The organism is Vibrio sp. 10N.247.311.14 (genome assembly GCF_041467715.1).
In the GTDB taxonomy this organism is placed as follows: Bacteria; Pseudomonadota; Gammaproteobacteria; order Enterobacterales; family Vibrionaceae; genus Vibrio; species Vibrio crassostreae_C.
Genome location: NZ_JBFSVE010000016.1, coordinates 26,787 through 51,091 on the forward strand (window position 1 = coordinate 26,787; position 24,305 = coordinate 51,091).

Sequence of the window (24,305 nt, forward strand, 5' to 3'; positions counted from 1 at the left end):
TGAGGGACGAACGTGATTCAGAATCTACTCAAATCGCACTCTGTTTAGATTCCAGATAATTCGTTCCTCATTTCTGGAATGACGATATGAATCATCCAATACTGGCTCTGATAACTTTTACTGAGAGTTAAATGAAAAATAGATTACTCGACGATCGCCATGATGTCGTTTTCAGACATAATCAGAACTTCTTTGCCGTCGATTTTTTCAGTTTTCGTGCCGTAACCTTCAGCAAAGATAACGGTATCGCCAACTTTTACGTCCAACGGTTGCACTGAACCGTTTTCTAGAATGCGGCCTTTGCCAACAGCTAGAATGATACCGCGAGTCGATTTTTCTGCGGCAGAACCAGTTAGAACGATGCCACCAGCAGATTTAGATTCAACTTCTTGGCGCTCAACGATAACTCGGTCATGTAGAGGACGGATATTCATCGGTCTTATCTCCTGATAATTTCCATTTAAATTTTGATAGTTGCCACGATTAGCGTGGGTCAAACAATATGTTGGGGGCGATGTGAAAGATCCCAAGGGGGGAACGAAAAAATTGTGAGCTAAAGTGCAGATTCTCACCCCTCATCTTTCCCTGCTTTTCGTTTACTCGTATCCCGCATCTGTTTATCCTACGCTTTTGGTTTCTATCGGCGTTTTGCATGCAAGATAAGCACGGGCTATTAACTGCCCCAATTGAGAGTACATTGCGTACCATGACCATACCGACCATATTCGGTATGGTGGCGATCTTGATGTTTAACTTGGTCGATACCTTCTTTATCTCACTGCTCGGCACACAAGCACTTGCAGCAGTGAGCTTTACCTTTCCAGTCACCTTTGCCATCAACTGCATCACCATGGGGATTGGTATTGGCTTATCGACATGTATCGGTCGATTGCTTGGCCAAGGCAGCGCACAAAATGCAGCACGCTTTACCTGCCATGGATTATTACTCGCGCTACTTCTGGTCTGCTGCGCTTCCGCTGTTGGCATTATCTCACTCGACCCCTTATTTACTTTATTGGGTGCCGAAGCGGAGTTACTGCCTCTGATCTCTGAGTACATGCTGATCTGGTATATCACCATTCCCCTATTAGTGATCCCAATGGCAGGCAACAGCGCTATTCGTGCCAGTGGCGATACCAAAACGCCTGCTAAAATCATGATGCTGGCAGGGTTAATCAACGGCGTTCTCGACCCTTTGCTTATTTTTGGATACGGCCCCTTCCCTGAACTAGGGATTCAAGGTGCTGCAATTGCAAGTGGTTTCAGTTGGTTTGGCGCTTTGTGTTGCTCGCTGTACATCTTGATTAAACGAGAAAAGCTTCTGGCTTTACCGAATATCAAAAACATCCTTAGCGATTGGTATCAAATACTGACTATCGGCACTCCTGCGGCACTGTCCAATGCGCTCAATCCATTAGCGGGTGCCATCATAATGATGATGTTGGCCAAACAGGGAACCGAAGCCGTTGCTGCTTATGGTGCTGCTCAGCGTATTGAATCCATTCTTATCATTGTGTTGATGTCTCTGACTTCAGCCCTTACGCCTTTCATGGCGCAGAACTTTGGCGCAAACAACTCTCAACGCAGCTTTAAGGCATTGTTTCTCAGTATGCGTTTTGCTGTGATGTTCCAAGGTTTGATTTTCTTAATGATGGTGCCGTTGAGCATCCCCTTAGCTGCCCTGTTCTCTCAAGAAGAATCCGTACGAGGCATTTTGTGGCATTACTTGTTGGTCGTCCCCTTTAGCTATGGATTCCAAGGTATTGTGATGATGCTGATCAGTGGAATGAATGCCATGCATCAACCACTCAAAGCCTTTCAATGGAGCTTCATGCGTTTGTTTGTGTTTACCTTGCCCTTTGCGTGGATAGGCAGCCAAATTGATGGTGTCGAAGGGTTGTTTATTGGTTTAGCCTTGGGGAACATCATGGGTGGTATTTCAGGGTATTGCTTTGCACTTCGTGTGAGGGCTAAAGCAGATGCGGGATACGAAGAGGGATAGTACAAACCAAAAACTGAAAGACAAACGCTGACTACGCAGCGCTTAGTCCATCTTCGTTATATTTATGTCGCTAGAGCAAAGTTGATCGTATTTACCTTCGCTAGATTAACGTTCTGTTTTGCTTGCCACAGATCATAGTGATCCTGCATTGTTAACCAACTCTCCGGGGTTCTACCCAGTGACTTAGAAAGACGTAAAGCCATTTCAGGAGAAACTGCACTTTGGCCTTTAAGAACACGATTCAGCGTAGAAGGGGATACATCAAGCTGCTTTGCAACAAAACGACAGCTATAACCAAACGGTTCCATATATAGGTCATAAATAAACTCACCTGGGTGAGGAGGGTTGTGCATACTCATTAGTGATAATCCTCATAATTTAAAATATAGGCATTACCATCAATAAATTCGAAAGTAATACGCCAATTACCATTTACTGTGATTGACCAAATACCATCTCCATCCCCTTTTAATGGGTGAAGCTTAAAGCCAGGTAGATCAACATCATCAATAATGGTTGCAGTATCTATAGCTGCCAACTGCATCCTAAGCTTACGCTCATGCTTAGCTTGAATACCGGCTTTACTGCCAGTCTCAAAAAACTTTTTGAGACCTTTATGCTTGAATGTTTTAATCATACAGAGAGTGTAGCGTGTTGCGCATCATGAATCAAATTTCAAGCAGCTTAAGAGCAGATACGAGATGCGAGTAAACGGGATGCGAAAAGATTTAAGAGCTTAAGAGCAGATACGAGATTCGAAGAGCTTGAGAGCAGAAAAAGACTAAAAGAAGGAAGATGACATGGAAGACACCACTTACAAAATGCTTTATGACGCACCAATTGGCAAGATGATCATTGTGAGTAATGGTGTGTCGCTTATTGAAATTGACCATGTAAATCATGAAGAGCTAATGACTAGCAATCCAGATGACCTTTGCCAACTGGCAGCGAAACAGTTAGATGAGTACTTCGCAGGTCAACGAATAGAATTCGATTTGCCATTAAGAGCGATAAAAGGCACTGAGTTTCAAAAAGTAGCTTGGCAGGCTTTAACAACCATTCCTTATGGCGAAACCATCAGTTACGGTGAACAAGCAAAGAGAATGGACAACCCAAAAGCAGTAAGAGCTGTGGGTGGTGCGAACGGCAAGAACCCATTTAGTATTGTTGTACCCTGCCATAGAGTCATCGGCGCGAATGGAACATTAACCGGCTACACCGGCGGCATGAACCGCAAAGAGTGGTTGTTGGATTTTGAACGTTCGGTTATAGATAAAACGCAATAATTTGTCTCACTAGAGCAAAAATATAAACGTTTCGCCATCAAGAAGCGCCATTATCACCAGACAACATATAGTCTATATTTAAAATTTCATATGAAGAGGTAATGATAATGTCCACTGAAACGATTGAATCTTATGAAGATCGAAAGCGTAGAGATGGAGCTATAGCGCTAATGAAACTATTATCGTTTTCTATTGATGATAAAAAACATGACCGAGTCAATTCAGGTACTCAGATTCGAGATAAACTGGCAAAACGTAAACAATCGGTTCAAGAATCAACATCACCGTTACGCTGATAATAATACGTTCGGTTACTTTAGTTTAATCCCATAAATGTCAATATGGGCAAGTAACTCGCTTGATGTAATTCTATGCTTAACGAGCAAGTCAACCTTGAATGGAAGCGACGACTGTTCTAAACGATCTTGCAAGCCTGCGACGACACTTAACGAAATACCGTGCCCCTCGATAACAATATCGATGTCGGAGTTATCTTTATAAGTTCCAAGGGCTCTAGAACCGAATACCCAGGCATGAATGACTGAGACATGGTTCAAAACAATATCCTCAATCAGCTGATACTGATGAGGCTTAAGGCCGACCGAGTCTGGTTTACCCAAATAACTATCGATCACATTTAACCTCTTGTTCGCATTGACCCTCTTGATCACATTTAAGCTTTAAATAGAGTGTGACTTGCCCTATCACTGGTGAAAATGACTCTAAGATCAGTGACTGAGCTTCAAGGACATTTTCCTCATCATAGGTGTAGGACAATAAATTTCGTTTTATGAGTGCTTCAAGCATAATCTCACACTGCTCCGAAGACAGGTGCTTAGCTTCTAAGGCCGTACGAAAAACGCTCCTCGGCGAAGCCACATCAAACCCTTCAAACTCAAGTAAGTCTTTAAGGGTCTTCCATGTCAGTTCGAAAGAAAATTCAAAAGTTTGTACTAACCCAGCGAGCTCTAACTCATTGTAGCTATCTTGTGAGCACGCTCTCTCAAGCCTTTGCTGCGCTTTCATTAAGTTTTGCAGTCGTTGCTTCCAGCGGTCTGGGTTTGAGTTCATATAAACAGCCTAGAGATAAGGTAAAAGATAAGTATAGTATGAGCCTTAAGCTACCTAATCATTCAAGCAATGTCACTCTTTCGATATTCATCAAGACTGTTCTTTTCGTCTTTTGTTTAAGGTCGTGCCCTTCTGTTCTCCCCTGCATGTTTTTCTTACCCAATTCCTGCCCTTAAGCTCTTCGTATCCCGTTTACCCGAATCCCGAATCAGCTCTTAAGCTCTTCGTATCCCGTTTACTCGCATCTCGCATCTCGCATCTATAAAAAAGCCCGCACTTTGAAGTGCGGGCTTTCAAAATCGTTAAAGCTCAACGTGAGCCGCTGAGCCAAACAACTATTTAACTACTGACTATTTAACGATCACATCACCTGACATTTCTGCCGGGATTGCGATACCAGATAAAGAAAGCATCGTTGGTGCTAAGTCAGACAGTTTACCGCCCTCTTTGAACTCAACGTCTTTGCTGCCCACGTAGATAAGTGGCACTGGTAGGTTAGTGTGCGCTGTGTGGATGCCGCCCGTTTCTGGGTTAACCATCATTTCTGCGTTACCGTGGTCCGCTGTGATTAGCAGTTGGCCGTCCGCTTCTTTGATTGCTTCAACCACTTTACCCAGACATTCGTCTAGAGACTCTACCGCTTTAACCGCTGCATCATAAACGCCAGTGTGGCCAACCATGTCACAGTTAGGGAAGTTACACACGATAGCGTCGTATTTGCCGCCTTTGATTGCTGCAACTAACTTTTCAGTTAGCTCTGGTGCGCTCATTTCTGGCTGTAGGTCGTAAGTTGCTACTTTTGGAGAAGCAACAAGTTGACGCTCTTCACCTTCGAACTCGTCTTCGATACCGCCATTGAAGAAGAAAGTAACGTGCGCGTATTTCTCTGTTTCAGAGATACGTAGCTGCGTCTTACCTTCCTTCGATAACCATTCACCGTAAGTGTTCTCTAGAGAAGCCGGTGGGAATGCACATAGAAGCGGGATGTCTGCTGCGTATTGAGTCAGCATCACGAAATCGATCGCTGGGAATACGTTACGAGCAAAACCATCGAAATCAGGAACGAATGCACGTGTAATTTCACGAGCACGGTCGGCACGGTAGTTCATAAAGATAACCGCATCGCCATCAACGATAGCGGCAGACTCTTCGCCTTCCGCTTTGATTTCAGTCGCTTTAACGAACTCATCGTTTTCGTCACGAGCGTAAGCCGCTTCTAGGCCAGCCACAGCAGTGTCGAATGTGAACTCAGCTTTTGCTTGAGTCAGCAGGTCGTAAGACTCTTGAACGCGATCCCAGTTGTTATCACGGTCCATTGCGTAGTAACGACCAATAAGCGAAGCCACACGGCCTTTACCTAGTTTAGCGAATAGCTCTTGGAAACGTGCCAGTGTATTTTCAGCGCTACGTGGCGGCGTATCACGGCCGTCTAGGAATGCATGCAGGTAGATTTTCTCTGCGCCACGCTCTGCTGCCATTTCAACAGCCGCGTAGATGTGATCTTCATGAGAGTGAACGCCACCTGGAGACATAAGACCCATAATGTGAACTGCTTTATCAGCTTTCACCGCTTTATCGATAGCGTTTACTAGCGTTTCAGTTTGGCCGAATTCGCCGTCTGAAATTGACTTAGTGATACGAGTAAGATCTTGGTATACCACGCGACCCGCACCGATGTTGGTGTGACCCACTTCTGAGTTACCCATTTGGCCATCAGGTAGGCCTACATCTAAGCCAGAAGCCGAGATTAGCGTGTTAGGTTGGTTAGCAATAAGACCGTCTAATACTGGTGTTTTAGCGTTCGCGATAGCGTTGTCTTGGTTGTCTTCACGGTAACCGTAACCGTCAAGGATCACTAGAGCCATTGGCTTCTTAGCTGACATAGGACTGACCTCGTTCAATTCAAAATAAATCGGTATAAAAACAAATTAGCGTAATTTTACTACAGTTTACAGTCAAAACTGTAGTGGAAGATCAAGAAAGGGCGCAGGTAGTAGGATCGGTTGTGAAAAAAAGTGTCATTTGATGAACAACGTTTCGCCGACATGACTATCGAGCAAGCCGTTATTCTCTGAATGAACAATGAAGTCGAGCGATATCTTTGAGGTGTGGTTATCCAAAGGAAAACCCGCTTCGCCCCCCCCCCCTCGTCCAAGCGGGTGGTGACAGTCTTTTCTACTCATGTAATTGGCGCCGCTTTTAGTCGTGGTAACGACATGAAATTATTGTTGTTGCTTGCTCATCGATTGCATAAAAAAGCCTATTTGTATCGTCAATACGGCGAGACAAAAAGCCAACTAAAGATAAAGAGCCTACTTATTTGTAGGCCTTTTTACTTTATCCGTCTAATACTATCCTTTAGTTACCCACTTCAAGCACAATCAGGAAAACAACTCAGACGGATCTATTTGAAAAAACGGATTGTTAAAGCGAGACGCCTCAATACGCTGCTTTAAACGCAACTGTAACTGCTTAACCGTTTTGACCTCTTGGCATTCAGCCAGGAGATCTTGCGCTTCTTTGTGCAAATTATCACGGTACTCTCGTAACCCTTTCTGTCGTGACGCCTTATTACCCCCACCAAACCGTTGCCAAATGATACTTTTGATATCACCACCATGCTTAAGCTCTTGATAATCAATATTTAATTGCTCAATTTTTTCAGTCAGCGTCATCTTTAAGCGTTCAAGCATCCCTTCATCCATCACCATCTCATGCTCAGGGAGGTATTGCTGAGCCAGCATAAACAAGGCCACCACATCTTTGTCTTTCTTCGCTTGTGATAGCTGCTGCATTAATGCGCTTTTCTCTGACTTCTTCTCTTCGTCCGTTTCTTTGTCTGGATGTAATTGCTTAGCCAGTTGGCGATACAACTTGCTTATCTGTTTATCGCTGTAAAGCGCGTCGCTCTCTTGAGGATGCGACACTTCGAAGTGTGCTTGGTCATCGGTTTGAGAAAAATAATCCTCACCTCCCCAATCGATGTCATCCTCTTCAACATGTTCCTCTTCCATTTCTTCAGCCATCACGCTTTGCAGATAGTCGTGAAACTTTTGAGGATCCTTGATCATGGCCATTAATTCATCATCGCTGACATCAAGCTCGTAACCCAGCATCATGGATATCTCTTCGCGAAACGCCTCCATTTGCTCTTCCGTTATCAAGATGTCTTCCGCTTGGTTCGATGGTAACGCCAAAAGCGCTTGATTGAACGCCTCACGTAACACCCTCGAGTCCACAGGATTAAAGGGATTTGATTCTAAAATGCTCAACTCTTCTTGTATCCAATCGTACAGAGCTTCACGTTGCGGCCCTTTAATCGTTTTGCGCGGGATAAAAGTCAGCAGATGATGGATCCATTTCTCAGCCGCTCGGCACACTGCCTGCTCTTGCTTTTCAGTCGATGCTTTGAAGTCATGATAAAAATCATCCAGCTTGGCTTGATAACGTTCGATACGCCTTTGTTTTTTTCCTACTTCCTCCCATAGCTGGTTAAGCTTATTCTTCTGCTTTGGGGTGGATGAGGTCGTTGCTAAAAAAGAAAGAGGGGCGGTTGTCATAATTCGCGAGTCGTTGAGAGTGATGGCCATATTCTATCGCGTATTCATGGTTCGAAAAAGTAGAGGCTTTGTTGCGTAATTCATCAGAGGGTGACTTCTCACCGCCTTATCAGGCGATGCTTCTTGATTCGTCGGCTATAGCTCGAAATATCGAGTCTTACGTAAGCCTCTACATGTACATTTAACGGAACAAGAATAGTCTTCACTACTCTACTTGTACAGCCAGCTGAACATGCGATATTGAGCATCCGCTTGCGCAACCCCGCTCCTCAGGGGCAGGCCGAGCAAGTTGTAACAAGCATGGATAATTTGTATTGAAAAATGGCAGCCGCCTCCAATAACCAAGTTTCCTTGTCAAATATATGTCCTGTATTTTTTCTGATGGATACCACCATTTCTTTTATCCACAATATGGTCTACACTAAATTACATATTAAGTAACTTAGTGTAGACCAGTGACTAAGGTAGAAAAACTAATTTCAGCGATGGCTGAATCAAGTAAATTTGGCAAAGGCGTATTCAGTAAGGCTGAACTTGCCTACCTTCTCAATGTCGAACAAACACCCCGTTTTAACAAATTTCTGTACGACTGTGTTAAAAAAGGCACCATTAATCGAATCGCTAATGGTCTCTTTGAAAGCACAATCACCCCTCCAAATCCCCGAACTGCAATATATGAAGTCGCCCGTAAATTAAGGCCTGGCTACCTAAGTTATATAAGTTTAGAGAGTGAATTATCACGTACTGGAAAGATATCTCAAATCATTATGGATCGCCTGACTCTAATGACTCGGGGGCGAAGTGGGACATTTAAAACTCGCTACGGAGTGGTTGAGTTTACACATACTAAGCACAAAGTATCACAGCTTGAAAATGACCTATTCTTCGACGAAGAGGTGAAAATGTATCGAGCTATGCCTCATCGAGCATTAGCCGATTTAAAAAGCTGTAAACGAAACCTACAAATGATAAATCACTAACTAGGCTCTCTACTATGCTAAAACAAAAAATAGACGAAATTCTAAAACGTAACCCTGAGTTAGCACCCGTTGTTGAAGTGATCGAAAAAGAGATACTTCATCATGATATTTTGCATGTCATGACAGAACACGGGGCACTACAAAGACTCACCTTCATTGGCGGTACCTCACTACGCCTTTGCTACAACAGTTCTCGGTTATCTGAAGACTTAGACTTTAATGGTGGTCATGATTTTAAGCCATCGATGTTTGATGGGCTTGAGGATGAAATACAGAGCTTTTTGCAAAAGAAATATGAGATACCTGTATACGTCAATAAACCTAGCCCAGACAAGCAAGGGAATACATCATCGTGGAAAATCAGCATCGAGAAAGAACCAAACCGTGCTGATCTGCCCAGACAGAAAATGCACATTGATGTTTGTGCTTTACCCTCTTTCGATTTGACAAATCGAGTGCCTATAAATCACTACGGAATCGACACACAAACAGAAGGTATGCTGATCCGTTGTCAAACAATGGACGAAATTTTAGCGGATAAATTCATTGCTCTAGCATACAGGGCAAGGCGAATTAAGCCCCGTGATGTATGGGATATTGTGTGGCTAAATCAAAGAGGCATTGAGGTCAATAACCAGTTAATCAACAACAAACTAGAGGCCCGCGACAAAGAGCGCGATGATTTTTTGATTGCGCTGGGCAGGCAAATAAAAAACCTAACTGAAAATGATGCAGTCAAGGCAGACTTCAACAGCGAGATGAGTCGATTTGTACCTCAAACATTGCAAGCAAAAACGCTTGATGTACCTGAGTATTGGGACTATGTGAGAGAAACGATTAGTAGCATGGGTAAGAGAGTTTCACAACCAAGCTCACCAACAAATAAATTTGATATGAGCCTTTAGCTTTATCTTAGGTTGCTGTCTCATTTCGCAATGAGCATACCCCGTAAAGTCTTAAATATTATAGATGGCACTGTTAATTTCAAGATTTGGCACCGTTGCTGTGATTACTATGTTAACGCTTAAAGCTAAATAATCTTACGTATGCTGGTAAACGCTCTCATGAAAAACAACTCATAGAGAGACCACCGTCAGCAGTATTCTCACCGTTTGAAGTTTTAATTCAAGGCCGTAGCGCCTTAGGGCCATTTTCACTCAGCCCGAAAACTCAATTAAAATCAAAGCCTTGCAGAGATGAACGTTTCACCCTGAGACACAATCGTGGCGACTGAGGCCCCTTTGAGACAGTGTGCATCGCAGTGACCATGGCAACCGACTTGTACCGACGCCATGAAAAAGGGGCTCAATGAGAGCGCCAAGTACACCCCTTGCATCGTTCCTTTTTCGTTTGATATTCGATATGAAGTGACACCCAATATGGGCTAAAACAGGGGGTATTTTGATATCTCGCCCAGTACGATGCACGTGCGCATACTGCCAAAGCGTCGAATACCTCACCAGCGCTCTTAATCGTGACAAGATGATGGCTTGTACTCGCTTGACACGGGTAGCATGTTCAGTTTAGAAGGCGTTTTGTTGACAGCGCAGTCATAGCGTTGCCTCGCCACCTCACACGACGTTATGTTTTTTGGGTGGGCTAATAGTATAATAGATTTTAAATGGTTATTTTAGAGGTGAAGGTCGATGAATAAGAAAATGGAATCTTATGGTGTGGGCGCGGTTGAAAGGCCCAGGATTAAAGCCACAAAAAAACTCGATTTATCAGGAATTTACGGACAACAAATTGTTAAATCCGAGTCCAAATTAGCATTGAGAACCCACCGGAAAACGTTTGAAAAACTGGCTCATATGTAATGGACATTATTTGTTTTCCATTCGAGCGAGTCATAGAAATCAATACATTCATACTCGATACTGAGCCTGGTATGAATGGGGCCGTCGATATTCCTAAATTGCAAGGCGCTTTAGGTAGGATTGATAATGCTATTGTCTATGATGGTTTAGACGATATTTTTGAGATTGCTGCAAAATATACGGCTAGTATTGCGGTAGCCCATGCGCTTCCGGATGCAAATAAACGAACTGGATTAATGGTGGCTCTTGAGTACTAATCTCTAAACGACTATGAGTTGACCAGCGATAACGAGTTGTTGGCTGATGCCGTTCGAGACCTAGTGCTCGCTGGTATCTCGGAAACCGATTTTGCAGATATTTTGTATGCTCAATATGCGCAAGAAAACAACCTCGTTGATTGAACAGAATTAAGGTGTTGCGCAACCTGATCTGCATCATCAAGACTGAATGACAAGTAAAGTAATTTTCTGTACTTGGATAGTTATCAGAATCGGTTAGCAGTCAACAATATAATAAGAACCATCTACAACGATGATTAAAACTTGGAATCAGCATGCTATACATCCGTTTGTTGAAGCTCGGTTGATGACCACTGGTACAATACCCAAACAAGTATATCCCCTTTAATGACCTAGCACTCACCGCTCTGACATCGCTACAAAACCAGGAGTGAAAATCAAAATGCTTTTTCCGCCCGCAATGAGTCATGACCAACACAGCAATCCCTACTGTTGACTGCTTAAACCTTCCACTTTTTCAATGGTCGTATTCATGTTTTTTCCTCCTCTGTAAACCAAAACTTAAGCTCGTTGATGTCTCTTTACCCCATCAACAGGTGCATTTAAGAATACTCTCAGCAATATCGATAGCTTACGCACTACAAGCTTCATGAATCGTTTAGCCATAAATGGAGAAATTGGTATCGACATGAAAGAAGCTCACTTTCAGTAAGTGCATCAATTCAGATCTTATGCTTAAAAACTCGAATATTTAATGACCTACTCACTCTTGAAACTCACCCAAAGTATTCTCATCAAGTTCTGTTAATGCTTGAGCATTCAGGTGAGCAATGACTGCTAAGCGAGCACTCATTGGTCTAAACCATGAAGCAGAGTCAACATTCTTGCCTTCTAAAGCTTTCATAAGTCCTTCAAAAAAAGTGGCGCTCATCATATAACCAGCAGGCTCATTGTTCGATAAAACGACGACAGGCTCCCCTGATAAGCAATCTTTAAAGTGCTTTCTAGCTTCGCTTGATGACACTGCTTTTTCTGCATAAATGGTACTTGTTTTCATAGCACCCTCGCGTACTTAATATTGTTTATTTGTACATGATTGAGTTGCTTTGAACATCGAGTGTTTACAACGAAACACATGGCTCTTGTAGTGTCGCCGTGATAAATCTTAAATAAAGCTTCGCTTAAACTTCTCATGGTTTTCGACATTCGACCTCAAATCTTCTTTATCCCAAATTTGAAGTTCCCACGGAAAGTAAAAGTTACTTCTATTTTTAAAATAGATGTGAAGTCCTTTATAGCCTTCCTTATCACGCAAATACCAGTTTTTCAAACCAAGTTCATCTTGCCAGTTATCCAGCTCTTCCATCACTTCTGCAATCTCGGACTTGGTTAATATAATCCTTGCCCCAAAAATATCATTGAGCCAATTGTTCACCGGATACTGATTGTCGCGCTCACTATAACGCGTAATTTTATCGTCGATACTTTCTCTTGTTTTTACTCGATAAAAGTATTTCAACTCAATATGAGAGGTCATGAGATAGTCATTGATGCTTTCATGAAGCACTAAGCGGTATTTATAGATATGAGAGGCCGGAACGTTCGAGATTGTCCTAGATAGCTTCACTTGCTCAAACATCCCCTGATCAAAGCAAGATTCTGAAAACTCTTTGTCAATTCTATTGATCTCTTCAATGAGTTTTTTAACTTGCTCTTTCATCCCACCTCCACGGCTTTAACTGACTGATGAATAATCTGACATGATTAAATATAGATGGAAGTATAGCAAGTGTGGTAATGGAAGCAAAAGCCACAAAAGAACCTCTAAAGCTCTGCAGAAAAAACACACTGCACCTCCCTATGAACATTAAGCCTTATTGGGTACATATCTTGTACTCCGACCTCCCGAAACGGTTCTCTCTAAACACCCTATATCGACCAAATAAGCAAGATGTCTGGTCGCATTCTTCTGCTTTGGGGAGGATGAGGTCGTTGCTAAAAAAGAAAGAGGGGCGGTTGTTATAATGCGCAAGTCGTTGAGAATGATACTCAGAGATTATCGCAAATTCATGGTTCGAAAAAGTCCGAGGTAAAGTTTTGATGATACTGATCCGGTTATCTTCGATATAAACCTTAATCAAGTCACTGTACTGGCTTGAGACGCTTCACCTTAGCTCGGCGTGTCTTTTACCTCTTATGTTTCCATATTGTCCGTGTCATCCGGCAGGCCGGTAGCCTAAGATCTATGCTACGCGATTCACTTTTTCTGGATGCCAGTTCACATTTACCGCACAAACAATGGCGACCTCCTTTCTTTCTCTTGACCTCACAAATCACTCTTGATTTCATTATAAATACCTGTTCATTAATTGAACAACATTTCACTCTAGTGATTATTCTGAGAGGGGCGCTTTGGGTTATACTGCGAACGAAAAAAGAAAAAATCGAAACAAACAAAGTGGCGCCCCTTACCCTGAAGCCAAGCTCTCGGTCACTTCCCTTACCCGAATTTTCAAAAATTTAAATCGCAGCCGACTCCCGATACGAAAACGAGAAAAATTCTTTTTTGTGTTCATTTATCTTTGGCTTACGGGCGAATTAGCCTCGTTAAGAAAACAAGACAATAGCGCTAAGATCTCAGACTACACACTGCCCGATCTTTTCCGCCAACAGGCTTACAAAACGTGTCAAAAAAATGCGTTTAGAACCGTCATGTACGACTCCACTTCTTGGGTTGAATACGCTGTCGCTTACCCAGTCAAAAACCGCATCGTCTATTTATGGCAACCTGTCCCCTCTCGTCTCAACCCTTTTTTTCAGCGATTTCTTTCCTTACGCGGCTACGAACGTCCTTTTTTAAGCTCAAACGAAAAAGGGGAACTCAAGACCATGATTGAGAAACGTTGGAAACAACATGGATTGGATGAGTTAGAGCAATCGGTGGGCCGAAAAGATAACCTCATTAACTATTTCAATATCTGCATTCAAAATGACAATCGCCTCTCCGCACTGCCTCGATATGTACTTACTCATCAGCATCATAGGGTTCATCACGACCATGCTCGGTATTATCAACAAGAATCCAGTGACCGAATACGAGCGAAAATATTTCGAGCGCATGAACGCTATCTAGAACGCTTAATTTTTGAGATCAGAGCGTTAAATCTTGAAGAGAAATTCACCGTAGAGAGACGCACAAAAAACCGCTCGGGGATAGAACGCGTCTACTTGGTGGATACTACCTTAATACAAAGCATCCCTGCGGCATTAGAAGCTCATAGCATTGAACAACTTCACTATCACGAAGGCGAATCCAAGCCAAGTTCGGCGCAAACGCCCATATTGATCGGCAGCCGACGTAACGTAGATGTGGTGACTTTAGCGAGCTTTTTTCGCCAACTGGAGAGTGATGTCCATTCACACGCCATAATGATTGAGGAAGACAACTCTCTCGAGGCGCTCGTCTCCTATTACAATTTATGTACTTATCATCTCACATTATGCTTTTTGATCTGTACTGGCGTACGCCCCACCCACCATATCAGTATTGAGTCTCGGCGTTACTTTCCAGGGAAAAAAGCGAGTGTGTACGATAAGGGGCATTATCGTGAAATCTTCATCAATGAGTACCTTTCTGAGCAAATTCATCAATATCAGCGATTACAACAGAGGGTAATGTCGCGCTTACCCACGCAGGCTTTCCAGTTAGAGAAAGACATATTGTGGTATCTGGTCAATGATAATCAAAAGGCGCAAGCGGTCTCTGCCAGTCTCTTGCGCCAGTTTTTAAAACAACGAGGGGCGACCTTTTTGGCCTACTCGATACGCCATACTTTTGCTCAATTCGCACTCGAACATGTTACCCCTTCTTCTTTAAGTAACGCTCAAATCGATAGACTGATGGGGCACGCGAACCTCGGTGAAAATATCGGCAATGACCATATCTTCCCCCTGCATCGTCAACAACTCGTTCAACACGTCAATCGCATTGCCTCGAACTTTAACTTACAAAAGGTGTGCTATGTCAGATAACTCAGCGCGCAGCGCGCCTTCAACAAGCCATAAAGACGATAAAGACGATAAAGCCACCATCCAGGCTTCTGCTTCGTTCTTGCATGCACTCTCTATCCAGCACATTGTGCATTACACGCAGCAAAACCATGCATTAACGCCATCAGAAGACGCCATAAAGTGGGTGTTACACCGCTGGCCAAACACTCAAGAAGCCCGCCGTCAAGTCACGGAAACCACGTTAAGTGACATCAGACGACAATGGATACACCAACCGGCAAGACTCAAATCGAATTACCAAAACGCATTGACCGCCATTTTACTGTATCTCCACCATGTACTTGGATGGGAAATACCGAAAACAGAAGAAAAAAAATTAGTCGATCATGACGCCAAGCTCTTTGAGAACATCACGTCTCATGCGTGTGCGTCCTATCACCTTCTTCAAAGGTACAACACATTTTTAGAGACCTTTTATCAAAAGAGAACTCCGCTTAGTCAAGAGCAGGTCGCGTTAATCGTAGCGCTAGAAGTGGCCCCTTTGCCCATCGACTATCTCCATCACATACTTACGTCGCCAGGTTGTATTGAAATCGTCGATAACCGTCTTTATCTGCGTCTAATACACATCCAAGGCCGCCAAAGTAAAGGCCGGCCAGATAAAGAAGCCGATGACGCGTCGTTTACTCGCTACCATTTACCGCTCTTCGTTTATCGCGCCTTAACCATCTTCTATGAGCAACACGCGGCAACGCTTTCTCATCCCTCAATGGGGCTCAATCGGCTCAAAGACCGACTTCATGCCTTAATTAACCAACTGATCAATGACGTCGAGCCATCAACTGGCGCTTCCTCACCAACCCATCCTTGCTCAAAGGCGCAGTTGCATTTTCTCTTGCAAGCGATCTGGTATTACCGTGACGACGTAGTGCCAACACTCTTAAAAGACATCGCTTACCCGGCAAGACACGTCGCCTATGAGCTGAAAACACTCAGTATTCCCAATCAAGAGAAGCAACTCGATGATATTTATGCACAAACTTGGGATGACAAGTGGTATGAAAAAGTAAAGCCAGGCGAAAAAGAACAATGGCCTCACCAGCAACTCTTAAATGCGTATAAGAAAAACCGAACAAAGCCAACTGAGTACGACGTGACGAGATGGCAAATGCACAATGTCTTGCCTCAGCTGGCGGGGCTATTTGTAAAAAACCTGATATTGTACGGTGGCGAGCGGGTTAAAGTTCTCAGCGACAATACACTGACTCAATATTCAGGATTAACGAAGATACTCAAGTCGTCCCCTTTAAGTTTTGAAGCGAGCCAAAACCATGATGAACTCATGGCTTGGGCACACCGCACGTATGCAAAGCTCACCACTTCCAATTCACAACAAACACTCCACCGCTTCTTTAAGTTTTTAACGACGCAAGATTTAACCGATCACATCGATTTAAACGAACTGCACAACCCAATCGTACCCGTCAATGTGGACGCCAATTTCATCTCTATTGACGCGTTGCACCAGATTGTTCATGTCTTAGTCAGTAATACAAAAGGGCATTTCTTCCAGCGCTTATTCAGCGCATCCGCAGTCATTCTGGCGTATTTTGGCAAACTCAGACGCAGTGAAATAATACGACTGCGAATTAAAGACATTTGGCCCGCTAAAAAAGCCGTCCCGAATCATGGTTCAGATGATAATCAATACTTTACGCTGCATATAACCCAAACGAAGGAAGGCAAAACGAAAAACAGACAATCACGATGGGTGCACGTACACCTTCCCCCTGAGTTTGCCACACTCATTCGTATGTGCATCAAGCTCAAACCGAGATTGTCCGCTCGCACGGGCATTACCAGCCGTTCCCCACAGATGCCACTCATTGGTTTCGAAAATGAAAGCACGACATCAAGACAGCTGCATTACTTATTACCCGCCACCAAAGCGATTAAAGCGATTTGTGGTGAAGATGCCCGCTTTCATCATTTAAGGCATTCGGGTGCCTTTGTTTCTCTTCTTCAAAGCCTGCATTTCATCAGCCATGGCGCTGATACCGATATGGGATTACCACCCAAACTACAAGCCTTGATGACCCAAGAGGTATTGAACGCGCAATTTCAGCATTGGTTAGAAGTACAGGACACGCTTAGTCTCAATGATAATTTGGTGTTTGAAGAGCTCATTCGAGAAATCGGGCACAAACACTACGCCACAACACGTAAGCACTATGTCCATGGCATTGATTGGCTTTACCCGTTTTATCGAAAATCAGGGAATCCAAAAGAGAATAAACCTTACACTCGAGCAGAACTGTGTTGGCTATTGGGGTTAAAAAAAGGATCGAACGATCTATCTCGACGCATCGCGAAGTTAGACACGCAATACGCGCAGCTTTCAACAGAAGAAAAGAAGCATTACTCACTGTTATTCTCCGAAGAGGCCCTTTGCAACCACTTGTTCCCTCCAAAGCCCAAGGGCCAACCCAACACCGTAGCAACATCACACTTAACTACGCTGCTTACGGAGCTATCCGATAAAGCGTTACGTGCAAATCAACCGGATTGTCGCCCTTTTCCGAGCATTCAACACAGTTTACTTAAGACGCTTTTTTGCCAGCAGTTCAATCACAATAAAGACCGCCTCCTCATTTCAGACATCAGCACCATTTGGGCTTACTCCAACAAGCATAAGCCTGAGGTTTCACGCAAAAAATGGGAGAAAGCCATAGGCAAAGTGAAACATATGGAGCTGATTGACGGTAATGGAAAGCCGCATATTTTAATCAAGATGTCGACAAACCAAAAGGATGGCGCCCTATTTCGAGAGGCCTTTAAAGTACCCGAGCTTCAGTTTTATCACTCGACCTTTAACCTCATGGTGAATGGAAAGACAGACCCGACGCGACAAAAGAAAAACATCCATGAACGCTTTGCCGATGAAAAAGACACTATCCTTATCACGAAGAAAGACGAAGGAAGCACAGAGCTTCATATCACACTCTCCCTTCGAGAGAGCATCACACTGGCACCGCAAACGGTGCATTATATCTATGAGTATCTGGCCTATTTTCAGACTCACAAACAGCAAGAGTCATGAAGGACTAGAGCAACCAAACGCCGCTCAATATCAATGACGACACCTTCAACCAATAAAGGAAATTGAATGAAAAAAAAGACCGTCCCACTTCATATTAACGCGAAATTCGCCCAAAAAAGCTTACAACGCATACAACGTCAACTCATCAAAAATAGCGACGACTTTTGTGTCAGCTTCTGTTTTGACTTTGAGAAAAACCAATGCAAAATCATTGGTGGGCATACGCCTGAATATTCACTCATTGCCTTAGATCTCAACGACGGCATCAGAGTGAACAAGGCGCTACGCTCATTTTCATTGTCGGGTGATATCTTTAAAAACTGGCTTGAATCTGCCATCGAGCTTAAAAACCTCATGAAAGAGGACTTCGTTACTCTCCACATTGACGGTCATTTAAAAGACACCACGCCTTCTATCATTATCTACGACACCAAAGCGGTCTCTCTTCTTAACAAAAAAAATGATGTCGATGCCATCCTAGCTCGTGCTTGTCGTCGCCAAATTAAGACGCAAGCTCCGCTTGATCTGCACCTTCAGTTTATTGATTCAGATGTTCAACGTGACTATCAAACGATCAGCAAATCCACCTGTCAAAGTCTTATCCATGAGATAAAGCCGCATTCCCCTTTCCAAATGATTGAATTTGAGCCGGAGACGAAAGAACTCAAAATCATGCGCCAAGGTAAGGTTGCAACGAGCAAAACCAACCTTAACATCGATCTCGGGCATTCGTTCATTTCCTCTGAGCCTGGTGTCGAAATACTTGGGCACATGATCGAAAACACGGCCGATAAAGACATCCTGATCCGCCAAGAAAACGATAAACTAATCATCAAAACTTCCGAACAATGCTCGGCACTGTCGCTTGAGGGGCTTGATGAATTTAAGCAAAAAATGGCCGATACACTTGACGTATTGTCCACCTTTACCGTTGACATCTCTCCATTCAAGGCTGAAGTAACAGCTTTGCGCAACTATCTTGATGTCCGCTCTCAAGACGTGGCGTATTTTGTGATTCAAAAAGAGGACTCGTTCTTAGTCGCGCAAGTTGAAAAGGAAACGCACACCAAACCCATTTTGGTGTCTAACTTATCCATGCCAAGCTACAAGCAAATCATCGTGCTGATTCATTTAAAATCGTTTCTCGACCTGAAAATTTCGAACTTAATCGAAATGAAAGAGATGAAAGTCACCATCTATAAAAATGACCGTCTCGAAACGTATATGGGCTTCTTTGACGAAGCCAGAAACGATCTCCCGACACAATCCCTTGCTGTCGAACTCATTAACAACACGCAGAAAATTCGAGAGATTAATATCGCGCTGGAAGATTATAAAAAAGACAAAGGCTTGGCTAAGCCGGAAAAAGCAGGAGAAAACCACACCTTAGATTTAGAGTCGATGTTTTAAAACGCGAAGCGGTGCAGAGATAACCGCACAGAAAATTCGCATAAACACTGGACATTAAAACAGTATGAGTCTAGATTGAATGGTGAAACTTTATACAAGCAGGGTGATAGGTTCATTGGGCAATAAAGCCGTGATACACACCCGAGTTTGAGAAGAGTAAACATGCAGTTGGGATAGGAAGGCGGCAACCTCCCTACCCCGTACCGGCTGCGAGGACTTAAACCAGACCCAGCCGATGGCTCGATTCTAGCGAATTCCATTGGTGAGGGACAGATCTATTTAAGATCTGACATCGATGGAGGCCACTATGGCTCATATTCGCGTACGTCCGAATGGGCGCATTCAGTTCGATATTCATGTGTACGGCCAACGCTTTCGCGAAGGCACCAAACAAATGGCTAGCCCAAAAAATTTAAGGCTTGCTCAAGCCGCCCTCAAACAAATGAACGCCGAGATTGACCTTGGCACTTTTCAATACCGCGACTACTTCCCTGACAGTAAAAAAGTCGACCTGTTTGAACGTTTACAGCGCGAGAAGTACCCCGACCGTCTGTATCCATTTTTTAATGACTTTGCGAACCAGTGGTATGAGCGTCAAAAAGGCAATTGGAAAAGCAGCTATCAAAGCGTGGTCAAAAACACGCTCGAACACTACCTCATTCCGCACTTTGGCAATACGCTCGTTTCTGAGGTGTCACTCTCCCAAGTGGAGTTTTTTCGTCAGACGCTGCAAGAAGGTCGAAAAGATGATGGCACGCGCAAGCTCACCAACAAGCGCATCAATAATATTTTATGGCCACTGATCGCCATTATCAGCCTTGCCGCTGAAGAGCATGACTTCAAATATCCCTTTCGACGCTACAAATCCCTTAAAGAAGAAAAAGCAGATTCGAAACCACTGACCATGGAAGAAGTGCGCACTTTCTTAGAGTGCTGCAATGAGCAGTGGCATGATTATTTTTTACTGCGATTTTGGACGGGGATGCGAAGTTGTGAGGTACATGGACTGCATTGGGAGCACATCGATTTTGAGCATAGATTGATTCGTGTGAGACAAAATTATGTGAATGGGGAAATTTGCGATGTGAAAACACCCAAATCTCGTCGTGATTTGCAGATGTGTGACACCTTATACGCCGCGTTCAAGCGTCAATGGAACAAAAGAAATAACAACAGCCCGTTTGTATTTCCCTCCAAAACCGGAGAGGGACTCAATACGCAATACATCAGTCAAAAGGTATGGCATCCAACCTTGAAAAAGGCCGGGCTCACACCTCGCCGCGCCTACGAGACGCGTCACACTGCAGCAGTACTTCACATTGCCGCGCATGAGAATCCGCTTTTTATCTCACATAAGTTAGGGCACAGCGATACCAAACTCCTTTTTGAGGTGTACGCCCCTTATGTCGCCAACGCTTCCAGACAAGACGGAAACGCGTTTAACGATATGATGTTAGGAGGCATAGCATGATGATACTGTCTTTTAACCGCGCCCAGTACTTTCATCAAAACCTAACGGACAAGCATCAACTGTGCGCCTTCGCTTTAGGTATTGAGCTGCCTTCGGTTTATACCCTCATCGGTAACAAACGAGTCATGTCGTTGAGCTCATTGAACGAACAAAACCGTTTAGAAGCGATAGCAAAGCAATGTTATGAGCGCTTTATGGAGGAACCGAGGCTACATTCGGTATTGAATGAGTATGCCGACAGCATACTGAGCGCAGAGATGGTCATGTTTCACGATGTTCGTTTACACACTCAGTACGCTGGGCTGCCTTTAGCCAAATACTACAGCGCACTGAAACAAACCGATGGCCATTGGGATAGAACGACTGTTTGGGAAAAGCATCTTCAATGGTGCCAAGCATTATCGTTATCTTTGTATGAGCATTATCAAGATCCACGCAGTGATATTTGTTATGGCGAGAAGGCCGTCATGGTCGATAAACCGCATGATAGGCAGTGTTACAGCTATGCGGCCATCAAAACACCCGTGTCGTTTCAGCTCAACCAATATCACTATAGCCAGCGACCTTGGCAATGGAATGACTCGCTAGGTTGATAACTTTGAGTATACCAAGGGCTAGGCATCCTCTAGCTCTTGATTTTAAACGCGACATGCCTCACCTGAACGATTAGATACGAATGATTAACCCTTTCTCATAAATAAACAAAATAAATCATTAAACATTCATAAACAGATCAGACCATAGTCAACAGTATACATAACCAATTCGTTAGCGTATTATTTACGCAAATAAATTACCTACAATAAAAACTGGCTAGGATTCATCATGTTATTAGAGCTATCATTTGTTGGCTTCTTCTCCTTTTCCTCACTCTTTTTGATGCGAAAAGTCGCGAAAGCGGTAGGTTTAGTCGATAAACCAAATGAAAGGAAGTTACATAACGGCGCAATCCCACTTGTCGGAGGCATTGCGATCAGCTTATCGATCAGCCAGTACCTCGTTACCCACCCAAATGTCATCCCGCATAGTGAGGTCTTTTTGGCCTCTATCGCCGCGCTTATTGTTATCGGCGCCCTTGATGACAAATTCGATATCAGTTTCAAGCTCCGCCTTATTGTTCAAGCCCTCCTCTCCATTTGCATGATGTACTTTGCCGATCTTCGATTGGAAAACATCGGTAACCTTTTCGGGCTTGGCGATTTACATTTAGGTTTTCTTAGCCCAGTTATCACAACTTTAGCGGTGATAGGCGCAATCAATGCCTTTAATATGGTGGACGGTATTGATGGTTTGCTCGGTGGGCTTGCTATTGTAACCTTAGGTGCTATCGCGATATTACTGAAAGTCGACAGTCAGCATGGCTTAGCGTACCTGTGCGTGGTGTTTATTGTTGCGATTATTCCTTATATCTTAATGAATCTCGGTATTCTCGGGCGAGAACGTAAAGTCTTTATGGGCGATGCGGGCAGCATGATGATTGGCTTTACCGTTATTTGGTTACTGCTCGGCGCTAGCCAAGATCCATCAGCCGCACAAATGCGCCCTATTACTGCTTTATGGTTGATTGCCATTCCGCTGATGGATATGGCCGCGATCATGTTCAGACGCGTACGCCGCGGTGACTCCCCTTTTAAACCCGACAGGGAACACTTACACCATATTTTCCAACGCCTAGGGTTTACGCCTCGCCAAACCCTCGCCATTATTTGTGCTATTGCCAGCAGCTTTGCAGGGTTTGGTATCTACGGTGAATTCTTAAAGGTACCGGAATCAACCATGTTCATTCTATTTCTGGTTTGCTTTGCTGCTTATACCGTAGCGATGAGTTATGTTTGGCGCATTACCAGTTGGGTTAGACGCTGCCGCAACCTTCCCGAAAAAGTATATTAATGGCCTAGGTTCTTAAGAAAAGAAGGTTCAAGAAAAAAGGCTCAAAAAAGAAGAATCAATGAAGACTTTCAAGCGAAGAGGATTATGAGCCAAAAGATTAAACCTGAACTCACCAGATAAACGAAAAAGGGCCCAACCTCACAGTGAGGTTGGGCCCTTTCTAAATTTACCGTATTTTGCGCTACGCCATTTTATCGAACGACTCGCTTTTCTTGTTTCTCGCTTTCTAGTTTTCTCATTTCTAGCTTTCTAGCTTCTTCCACTTTCGTACGATTTTCGCCATTTTAAAAGAGTGCGTCATCGCGTAAGTGTGGAACAAGAAGCACACCGTAATGGTGTAGAACATAATGTATTCTGGCACTTGGAAGTATTCACCTAATAAACCCAGGGTGGAATAAATCAACTGTACCGAGCAAATCACAACGAGAGATTCACGTGGTGTAAAACCAATGCGTTGCATAATATGATGAAAATGCTCTCGGTCAGGTTGGAACGGTGAATGCCCTTTTCGAATGCGACGGATCATAATGGCCATCATATCAATCAAAGGCACCGCAATTAACCACAATGCCGTCACCGGACGAATCGTATAGTGGCCGTGTTCAGGCTGTGTTCCTCGGATTAAAATCCAGATCACAAGAAAGCCGATCATCATGCTACCGGCATCCCCCATAAACACTTTACGTAGTTTGCCAAAATACCCCAAATTAAACAGCACAAAGGGAAGTAAGATAACCACCATCACTGCCATAAAGAAGGTATAAAACTCAAGGCCATGGGCATAAAACACCACACCTAACGATGTAAAGACCACTATGCTTAAACCGCCCAGGAGCCCATCAATACCATCAACCATGTTAAAGGCGTTAATTGCACCGATCACAGCCAATATGGTAACAACATAATCGATGACAACCGGAAAGTCCCAAACACCAAACCCAAATGCATTACCAACATGAGAAAGCGTTAGCCCAGTATAATGCATCACGATGAGCGTCAATACAGCTTGCACGCCCATACGCAGTTTAAAACTGATATCGAAGCGGTCATCAGCCACACCGATCAATACCAGAACCGCTAAACATGGCCCTATCACCCCAGCGTTATTGATCTCGGCAGCATTCAGGTAAAAGAAGTACAACAAGGTAATACAAAGAGATATACCGCCGACCAGAGGAACTACACCCTCATGATGCTTTCTGGCATTCGGTTTATCAACTAAGCCAATGGCGTAGCCGACTTTTCGCATACAATACAACACCGCAAGGGCAAGAAAGAAGAACATAGAGAGTTCAATAAGGTAATCAAACAGCGACATTGATTTAAGCCCTTTTTAGGTTGTTATTATTAGATATTATTCTTATAGCTATTTCATGAATAAGCCACCTATCCTCACCTATTGGGGAGGATCAAGCGCAAAATAAAACGGTCTCAACTTCGTCTCAGCACTGAGACACTCATCAGACTA

23 protein-coding genes and 2 pseudogenes are annotated in these 24,305 nt (G+C 43.7%); 13 read left to right on the top strand and 12 right to left on the bottom strand.

Annotated elements, in window-relative coordinates; all coding sequences use genetic code 11:
* Positions 1-143 precede the first annotated feature (143 nt).
* Positions 144-434 (bottom strand): co-chaperone GroES, encoded by a 291-nt coding sequence (locus AB6F11_RS07990; RefSeq protein WP_010433998.1) that lies wholly within the window; start codon positions 432-434, stop codon positions 144-146.
* A gap of 218 nt (positions 435-652) precedes the next feature.
* Between AB6F11_RS07990 and AB6F11_RS07995 the strand changes: the two genes are divergently transcribed.
* Entirely contained in the window at positions 653-2,002 is a 1,350-nt protein-coding gene (locus tag AB6F11_RS07995; RefSeq protein ID WP_017067999.1) for an MATE family efflux transporter, read from the top strand.
* 62 nt (positions 2,003-2,064) lie between these two features.
* Here the strand turns inward: AB6F11_RS07995 and AB6F11_RS08000 are convergent, their stop codons facing one another.
* Both AB6F11_RS08000 and AB6F11_RS08005 read right to left on the bottom strand, forming a co-directional pair.
* On the bottom strand, positions 2,065-2,361 hold the full coding sequence (locus tag AB6F11_RS08000) for a HigA family addiction module antitoxin (protein WP_017067998.1): 297 nt from the start codon (positions 2,359-2,361) through the stop codon (positions 2,065-2,067).
* Entirely contained in the window at positions 2,361-2,639 is a 279-nt protein-coding gene (locus tag AB6F11_RS08005; RefSeq protein WP_372179423.1) for a type II toxin-antitoxin system RelE/ParE family toxin, read from the bottom strand. The genes AB6F11_RS08000 and AB6F11_RS08005 overlap by 1 nt, the downstream gene beginning before the upstream one ends.
* A gap of 163 nt (positions 2,640-2,802) precedes the next feature.
* Here AB6F11_RS08005 and AB6F11_RS08010 point away from each other — a divergent pair, with 163 nt between their 5' ends.
* Positions 2,803-3,288 carry a methylated-DNA--[protein]-cysteine S-methyltransferase gene (locus tag AB6F11_RS08010; protein WP_372179426.1) on the top strand — a complete coding sequence of 162 codons (486 nt, stop codon included), beginning with the start codon at positions 2,803-2,805 and terminating at the stop codon, positions 3,286-3,288.
* A gap of 170 nt (positions 3,289-3,458) precedes the next feature.
* On the top strand, positions 3,459-3,584 hold the full coding sequence (locus AB6F11_RS08015) for a hypothetical protein (RefSeq protein WP_260302023.1): 126 nt from the start codon (positions 3,459-3,461) through the stop codon (positions 3,582-3,584).
* Between the two features lie 15 nt (positions 3,585-3,599).
* Here AB6F11_RS08015 and AB6F11_RS08020 read toward each other — a convergent pair whose 3' ends face one another.
* The 6 genes and pseudogenes from AB6F11_RS08020 to AB6F11_RS08045 all read right to left on the bottom strand — a co-directional run bounded on the left by AB6F11_RS08020 (position 3,600) and on the right by AB6F11_RS08045 (position 7,949).
* Positions 3,600-3,923: a nucleotidyltransferase family protein gene (locus AB6F11_RS08020; protein ID WP_372179427.1), complete on the bottom strand. Its 324-nt coding sequence runs from the start codon at positions 3,921-3,923 to the stop codon at positions 3,600-3,602.
* Positions 3,913-4,359, bottom strand: a complete 447-nt coding sequence (locus AB6F11_RS08025) for an HI0074 family nucleotidyltransferase substrate-binding subunit (protein WP_102320020.1) — start codon at positions 4,357-4,359, stop codon at positions 3,913-3,915. Before AB6F11_RS08025 ends, AB6F11_RS08020 begins: the two co-directional genes overlap by 11 nt.
* Positions 4,360-4,709: 350 nt before the next feature.
* Positions 4,710-6,242 (bottom strand): 2,3-bisphosphoglycerate-independent phosphoglycerate mutase, encoded by a 1,533-nt coding sequence (gene gpmM / locus AB6F11_RS08030; RefSeq protein WP_372112501.1) that lies wholly within the window; start codon positions 6,240-6,242, stop codon positions 4,710-4,712.
* A 135-nt stretch (positions 6,243-6,377) separates the two neighbouring features.
* Complete coding sequence (locus AB6F11_RS08035) at positions 6,378-6,542, bottom strand: hypothetical protein (protein ID WP_372089655.1); 165 nt, start codon at positions 6,540-6,542, stop codon at positions 6,378-6,380.
* A 16-nt stretch (positions 6,543-6,558) separates the two neighbouring features.
* Positions 6,559-6,663: pseudogene (locus AB6F11_RS08040) on the bottom strand (type II toxin-antitoxin system YoeB family toxin); the annotation flags it as partial.
* Positions 6,664-6,740: 77 nt separating this feature from the next.
* Positions 6,741-7,949 carry a hypothetical protein gene (locus AB6F11_RS08045; protein WP_372179430.1) on the bottom strand — a complete coding sequence of 403 codons (1,209 nt, stop codon included), beginning with the start codon at positions 7,947-7,949 and terminating at the stop codon, positions 6,741-6,743.
* Between the two features lie 425 nt (positions 7,950-8,374).
* On the opposite strand from AB6F11_RS08045, the gene abiEi reads away from it, so the two are divergent.
* The 4 genes and pseudogenes from abiEi to AB6F11_RS08065 all read left to right on the top strand — a co-directional run bounded on the left by abiEi (position 8,375) and on the right by AB6F11_RS08065 (position 11,117).
* The gene (gene abiEi / locus AB6F11_RS08050; RefSeq protein ID WP_310736118.1) at positions 8,375-8,899 is read left to right on the top strand and encodes a type IV toxin-antitoxin system AbiEi family antitoxin; all 525 of its coding nucleotides are present in this window, start codon (positions 8,375-8,377) and stop codon (positions 8,897-8,899) included.
* Between the two features lie 14 nt (positions 8,900-8,913).
* Positions 8,914-9,804, top strand: a complete 891-nt coding sequence (locus AB6F11_RS08055) for a nucleotidyl transferase AbiEii/AbiGii toxin family protein (protein WP_372056682.1) — start codon at positions 8,914-8,916, stop codon at positions 9,802-9,804.
* Between the two features lie 741 nt (positions 9,805-10,545).
* Entirely contained in the window at positions 10,546-10,716 is a 171-nt protein-coding gene (locus AB6F11_RS08060; protein WP_367971151.1) for an acetyltransferase, read from the top strand.
* Positions 10,716-11,117 (top strand): annotated as a pseudogene (locus tag AB6F11_RS08065) (type II toxin-antitoxin system death-on-curing family toxin). Before AB6F11_RS08060 ends, AB6F11_RS08065 begins: the two are co-directional and overlap by 1 nt.
* Before the next feature lie 601 nt (positions 11,118-11,718).
* On the opposite strand, the gene AB6F11_RS08070 reads toward AB6F11_RS08065, so the two are convergent.
* Together AB6F11_RS08070 and AB6F11_RS08075 are read right to left on the bottom strand one after the other, a co-directional pair.
* Positions 11,719-12,012 carry a hypothetical protein gene (locus tag AB6F11_RS08070; protein ID WP_372056680.1) on the bottom strand — a complete coding sequence of 98 codons (294 nt, stop codon included), beginning with the start codon at positions 12,010-12,012 and terminating at the stop codon, positions 11,719-11,721.
* A 108-nt stretch (positions 12,013-12,120) separates the two neighbouring features.
* Complete coding sequence (locus AB6F11_RS08075) at positions 12,121-12,675, bottom strand: GTP pyrophosphokinase (protein WP_372179432.1); 555 nt, start codon at positions 12,673-12,675, stop codon at positions 12,121-12,123.
* A gap of 692 nt (positions 12,676-13,367) precedes the next feature.
* Here AB6F11_RS08075 and AB6F11_RS08080 point away from each other — a divergent pair.
* The 6 genes from AB6F11_RS08080 (at position 13,368) to wecA (AB6F11_RS08105) (ending at position 22,837) form a co-directional block, all read left to right on the top strand.
* On the top strand, positions 13,368-14,987 hold the full coding sequence (locus AB6F11_RS08080; protein ID WP_372179434.1) for a hypothetical protein: 1,620 nt from the start codon (positions 13,368-13,370) through the stop codon (positions 14,985-14,987).
* Positions 14,977-18,066 (top strand): hypothetical protein, encoded by a 3,090-nt coding sequence (locus AB6F11_RS08085; RefSeq protein ID WP_372179437.1) that lies wholly within the window; start codon positions 14,977-14,979, stop codon positions 18,064-18,066. Before AB6F11_RS08080 ends, AB6F11_RS08085 begins: the two co-directional genes overlap by 11 nt.
* A gap of 66 nt (positions 18,067-18,132) precedes the next feature.
* On the top strand, positions 18,133-19,476 hold the full coding sequence (locus AB6F11_RS08090) for a hypothetical protein (protein ID WP_372179438.1): 1,344 nt from the start codon (positions 18,133-18,135) through the stop codon (positions 19,474-19,476).
* Between the two features lie 307 nt (positions 19,477-19,783).
* A complete protein-coding gene (locus AB6F11_RS08095; protein ID WP_372179441.1) occupies positions 19,784-20,947 on the top strand; it encodes a tyrosine-type recombinase/integrase in 1,164 nt (387 codons plus the stop codon).
* Positions 20,944-21,540, top strand: a complete 597-nt coding sequence (locus tag AB6F11_RS08100; protein WP_372179443.1) for a hypothetical protein — start codon at positions 20,944-20,946, stop codon at positions 21,538-21,540. Before AB6F11_RS08095 ends, AB6F11_RS08100 begins: the two co-directional genes overlap by 4 nt.
* Positions 21,541-21,772: 232 nt before the next feature.
* On the top strand, positions 21,773-22,837 hold the full coding sequence (wecA, locus tag AB6F11_RS08105; RefSeq protein ID WP_372179446.1) for a UDP-N-acetylglucosamine--undecaprenyl-phosphate N-acetylglucosaminephosphotransferase: 1,065 nt from the start codon (positions 21,773-21,775) through the stop codon (positions 22,835-22,837).
* Positions 22,838-23,078: 241 nt separating this feature from the next.
* Here the strand turns inward: wecA (AB6F11_RS08105) and wecA (AB6F11_RS08110) are convergent, their stop codons facing one another.
* Positions 23,079-24,155 (bottom strand): UDP-N-acetylglucosamine--undecaprenyl-phosphate N-acetylglucosaminephosphotransferase, encoded by a 1,077-nt coding sequence (gene wecA, locus AB6F11_RS08110; protein WP_016801066.1) that lies wholly within the window; start codon positions 24,153-24,155, stop codon positions 23,079-23,081.
* Between the last annotated feature and the right edge of the window lie 150 nt (positions 24,156-24,305).

Excerpts from the sequence above, each read along its gene's own strand:
- AB6F11_RS08085 (WP_372179437.1), top strand. The coding sequence starts at position 14,977 with ATGTCAGATAACTCAGCGCGCAGCGCGCCTTCAACAAGCCATAAAGAC.
- AB6F11_RS08010 (WP_372179426.1), top strand. The coding sequence starts at position 2,803 with ATGGAAGACACCACTTACAAAATGCTTTATGACGCACCAATTGGCAAG.
- AB6F11_RS08060 (WP_367971151.1), top strand. The coding sequence starts at position 10,546 with ATGAATAAGAAAATGGAATCTTATGGTGTGGGCGCGGTTGAAAGGCCC.
- AB6F11_RS08005 (WP_372179423.1), bottom strand. The coding sequence starts at position 2,639 with ATGATTAAAACATTCAAGCATAAAGGTCTCAAAAAGTTTTTTGAGACT.
- AB6F11_RS08025 (WP_102320020.1), bottom strand. The coding sequence starts at position 4,359 with ATGAACTCAAACCCAGACCGCTGGAAGCAACGACTGCAAAACTTAATG.
- AB6F11_RS08000 (WP_017067998.1), bottom strand. The coding sequence starts at position 2,361 with ATGAGTATGCACAACCCTCCTCACCCAGGTGAGTTTATTTATGACCTA.
- AB6F11_RS07990 (WP_010433998.1), bottom strand. The coding sequence starts at position 434 with ATGAATATCCGTCCTCTACATGACCGAGTTATCGTTGAGCGCCAAGAA.
- AB6F11_RS08045 (WP_372179430.1), bottom strand. The coding sequence starts at position 7,949 with ATGGCCATCACTCTCAACGACTCGCGAATTATGACAACCGCCCCTCTT.
- AB6F11_RS08090 (WP_372179438.1), top strand. The coding sequence starts at position 18,133 with ATGAAAAAAAAGACCGTCCCACTTCATATTAACGCGAAATTCGCCCAA.
- AB6F11_RS08055 (WP_372056682.1), top strand. The coding sequence starts at position 8,914 with ATGCTAAAACAAAAAATAGACGAAATTCTAAAACGTAACCCTGAGTTA.
- wecA (WP_016801066.1), bottom strand. The coding sequence starts at position 24,155 with ATGTCGCTGTTTGATTACCTTATTGAACTCTCTATGTTCTTCTTTCTT.
- AB6F11_RS08100 (WP_372179443.1), top strand. The coding sequence starts at position 20,944 with ATGATGATACTGTCTTTTAACCGCGCCCAGTACTTTCATCAAAACCTA.
- AB6F11_RS08015 (WP_260302023.1), top strand. The coding sequence starts at position 3,459 with ATGAAACTATTATCGTTTTCTATTGATGATAAAAAACATGACCGAGTC.
- AB6F11_RS07995 (WP_017067999.1), top strand. The coding sequence starts at position 653 with ATGCAAGATAAGCACGGGCTATTAACTGCCCCAATTGAGAGTACATTG.
- AB6F11_RS08070 (WP_372056680.1), bottom strand. The coding sequence starts at position 12,012 with ATGAAAACAAGTACCATTTATGCAGAAAAAGCAGTGTCATCAAGCGAA.
- AB6F11_RS08095 (WP_372179441.1), top strand. The coding sequence starts at position 19,784 with ATGGCTCATATTCGCGTACGTCCGAATGGGCGCATTCAGTTCGATATT.
- AB6F11_RS08035 (WP_372089655.1), bottom strand. The coding sequence starts at position 6,542 with ATGAGTAGAAAAGACTGTCACCACCCGCTTGGACGAGGGGGGGGGGGC.
- AB6F11_RS08075 (WP_372179432.1), bottom strand. The coding sequence starts at position 12,675 with ATGAAAGAGCAAGTTAAAAAACTCATTGAAGAGATCAATAGAATTGAC.
- wecA (WP_372179446.1), top strand. The coding sequence starts at position 21,773 with ATGTTATTAGAGCTATCATTTGTTGGCTTCTTCTCCTTTTCCTCACTC.
- gpmM (WP_372112501.1), bottom strand. The coding sequence starts at position 6,242 with ATGTCAGCTAAGAAGCCAATGGCTCTAGTGATCCTTGACGGTTACGGT.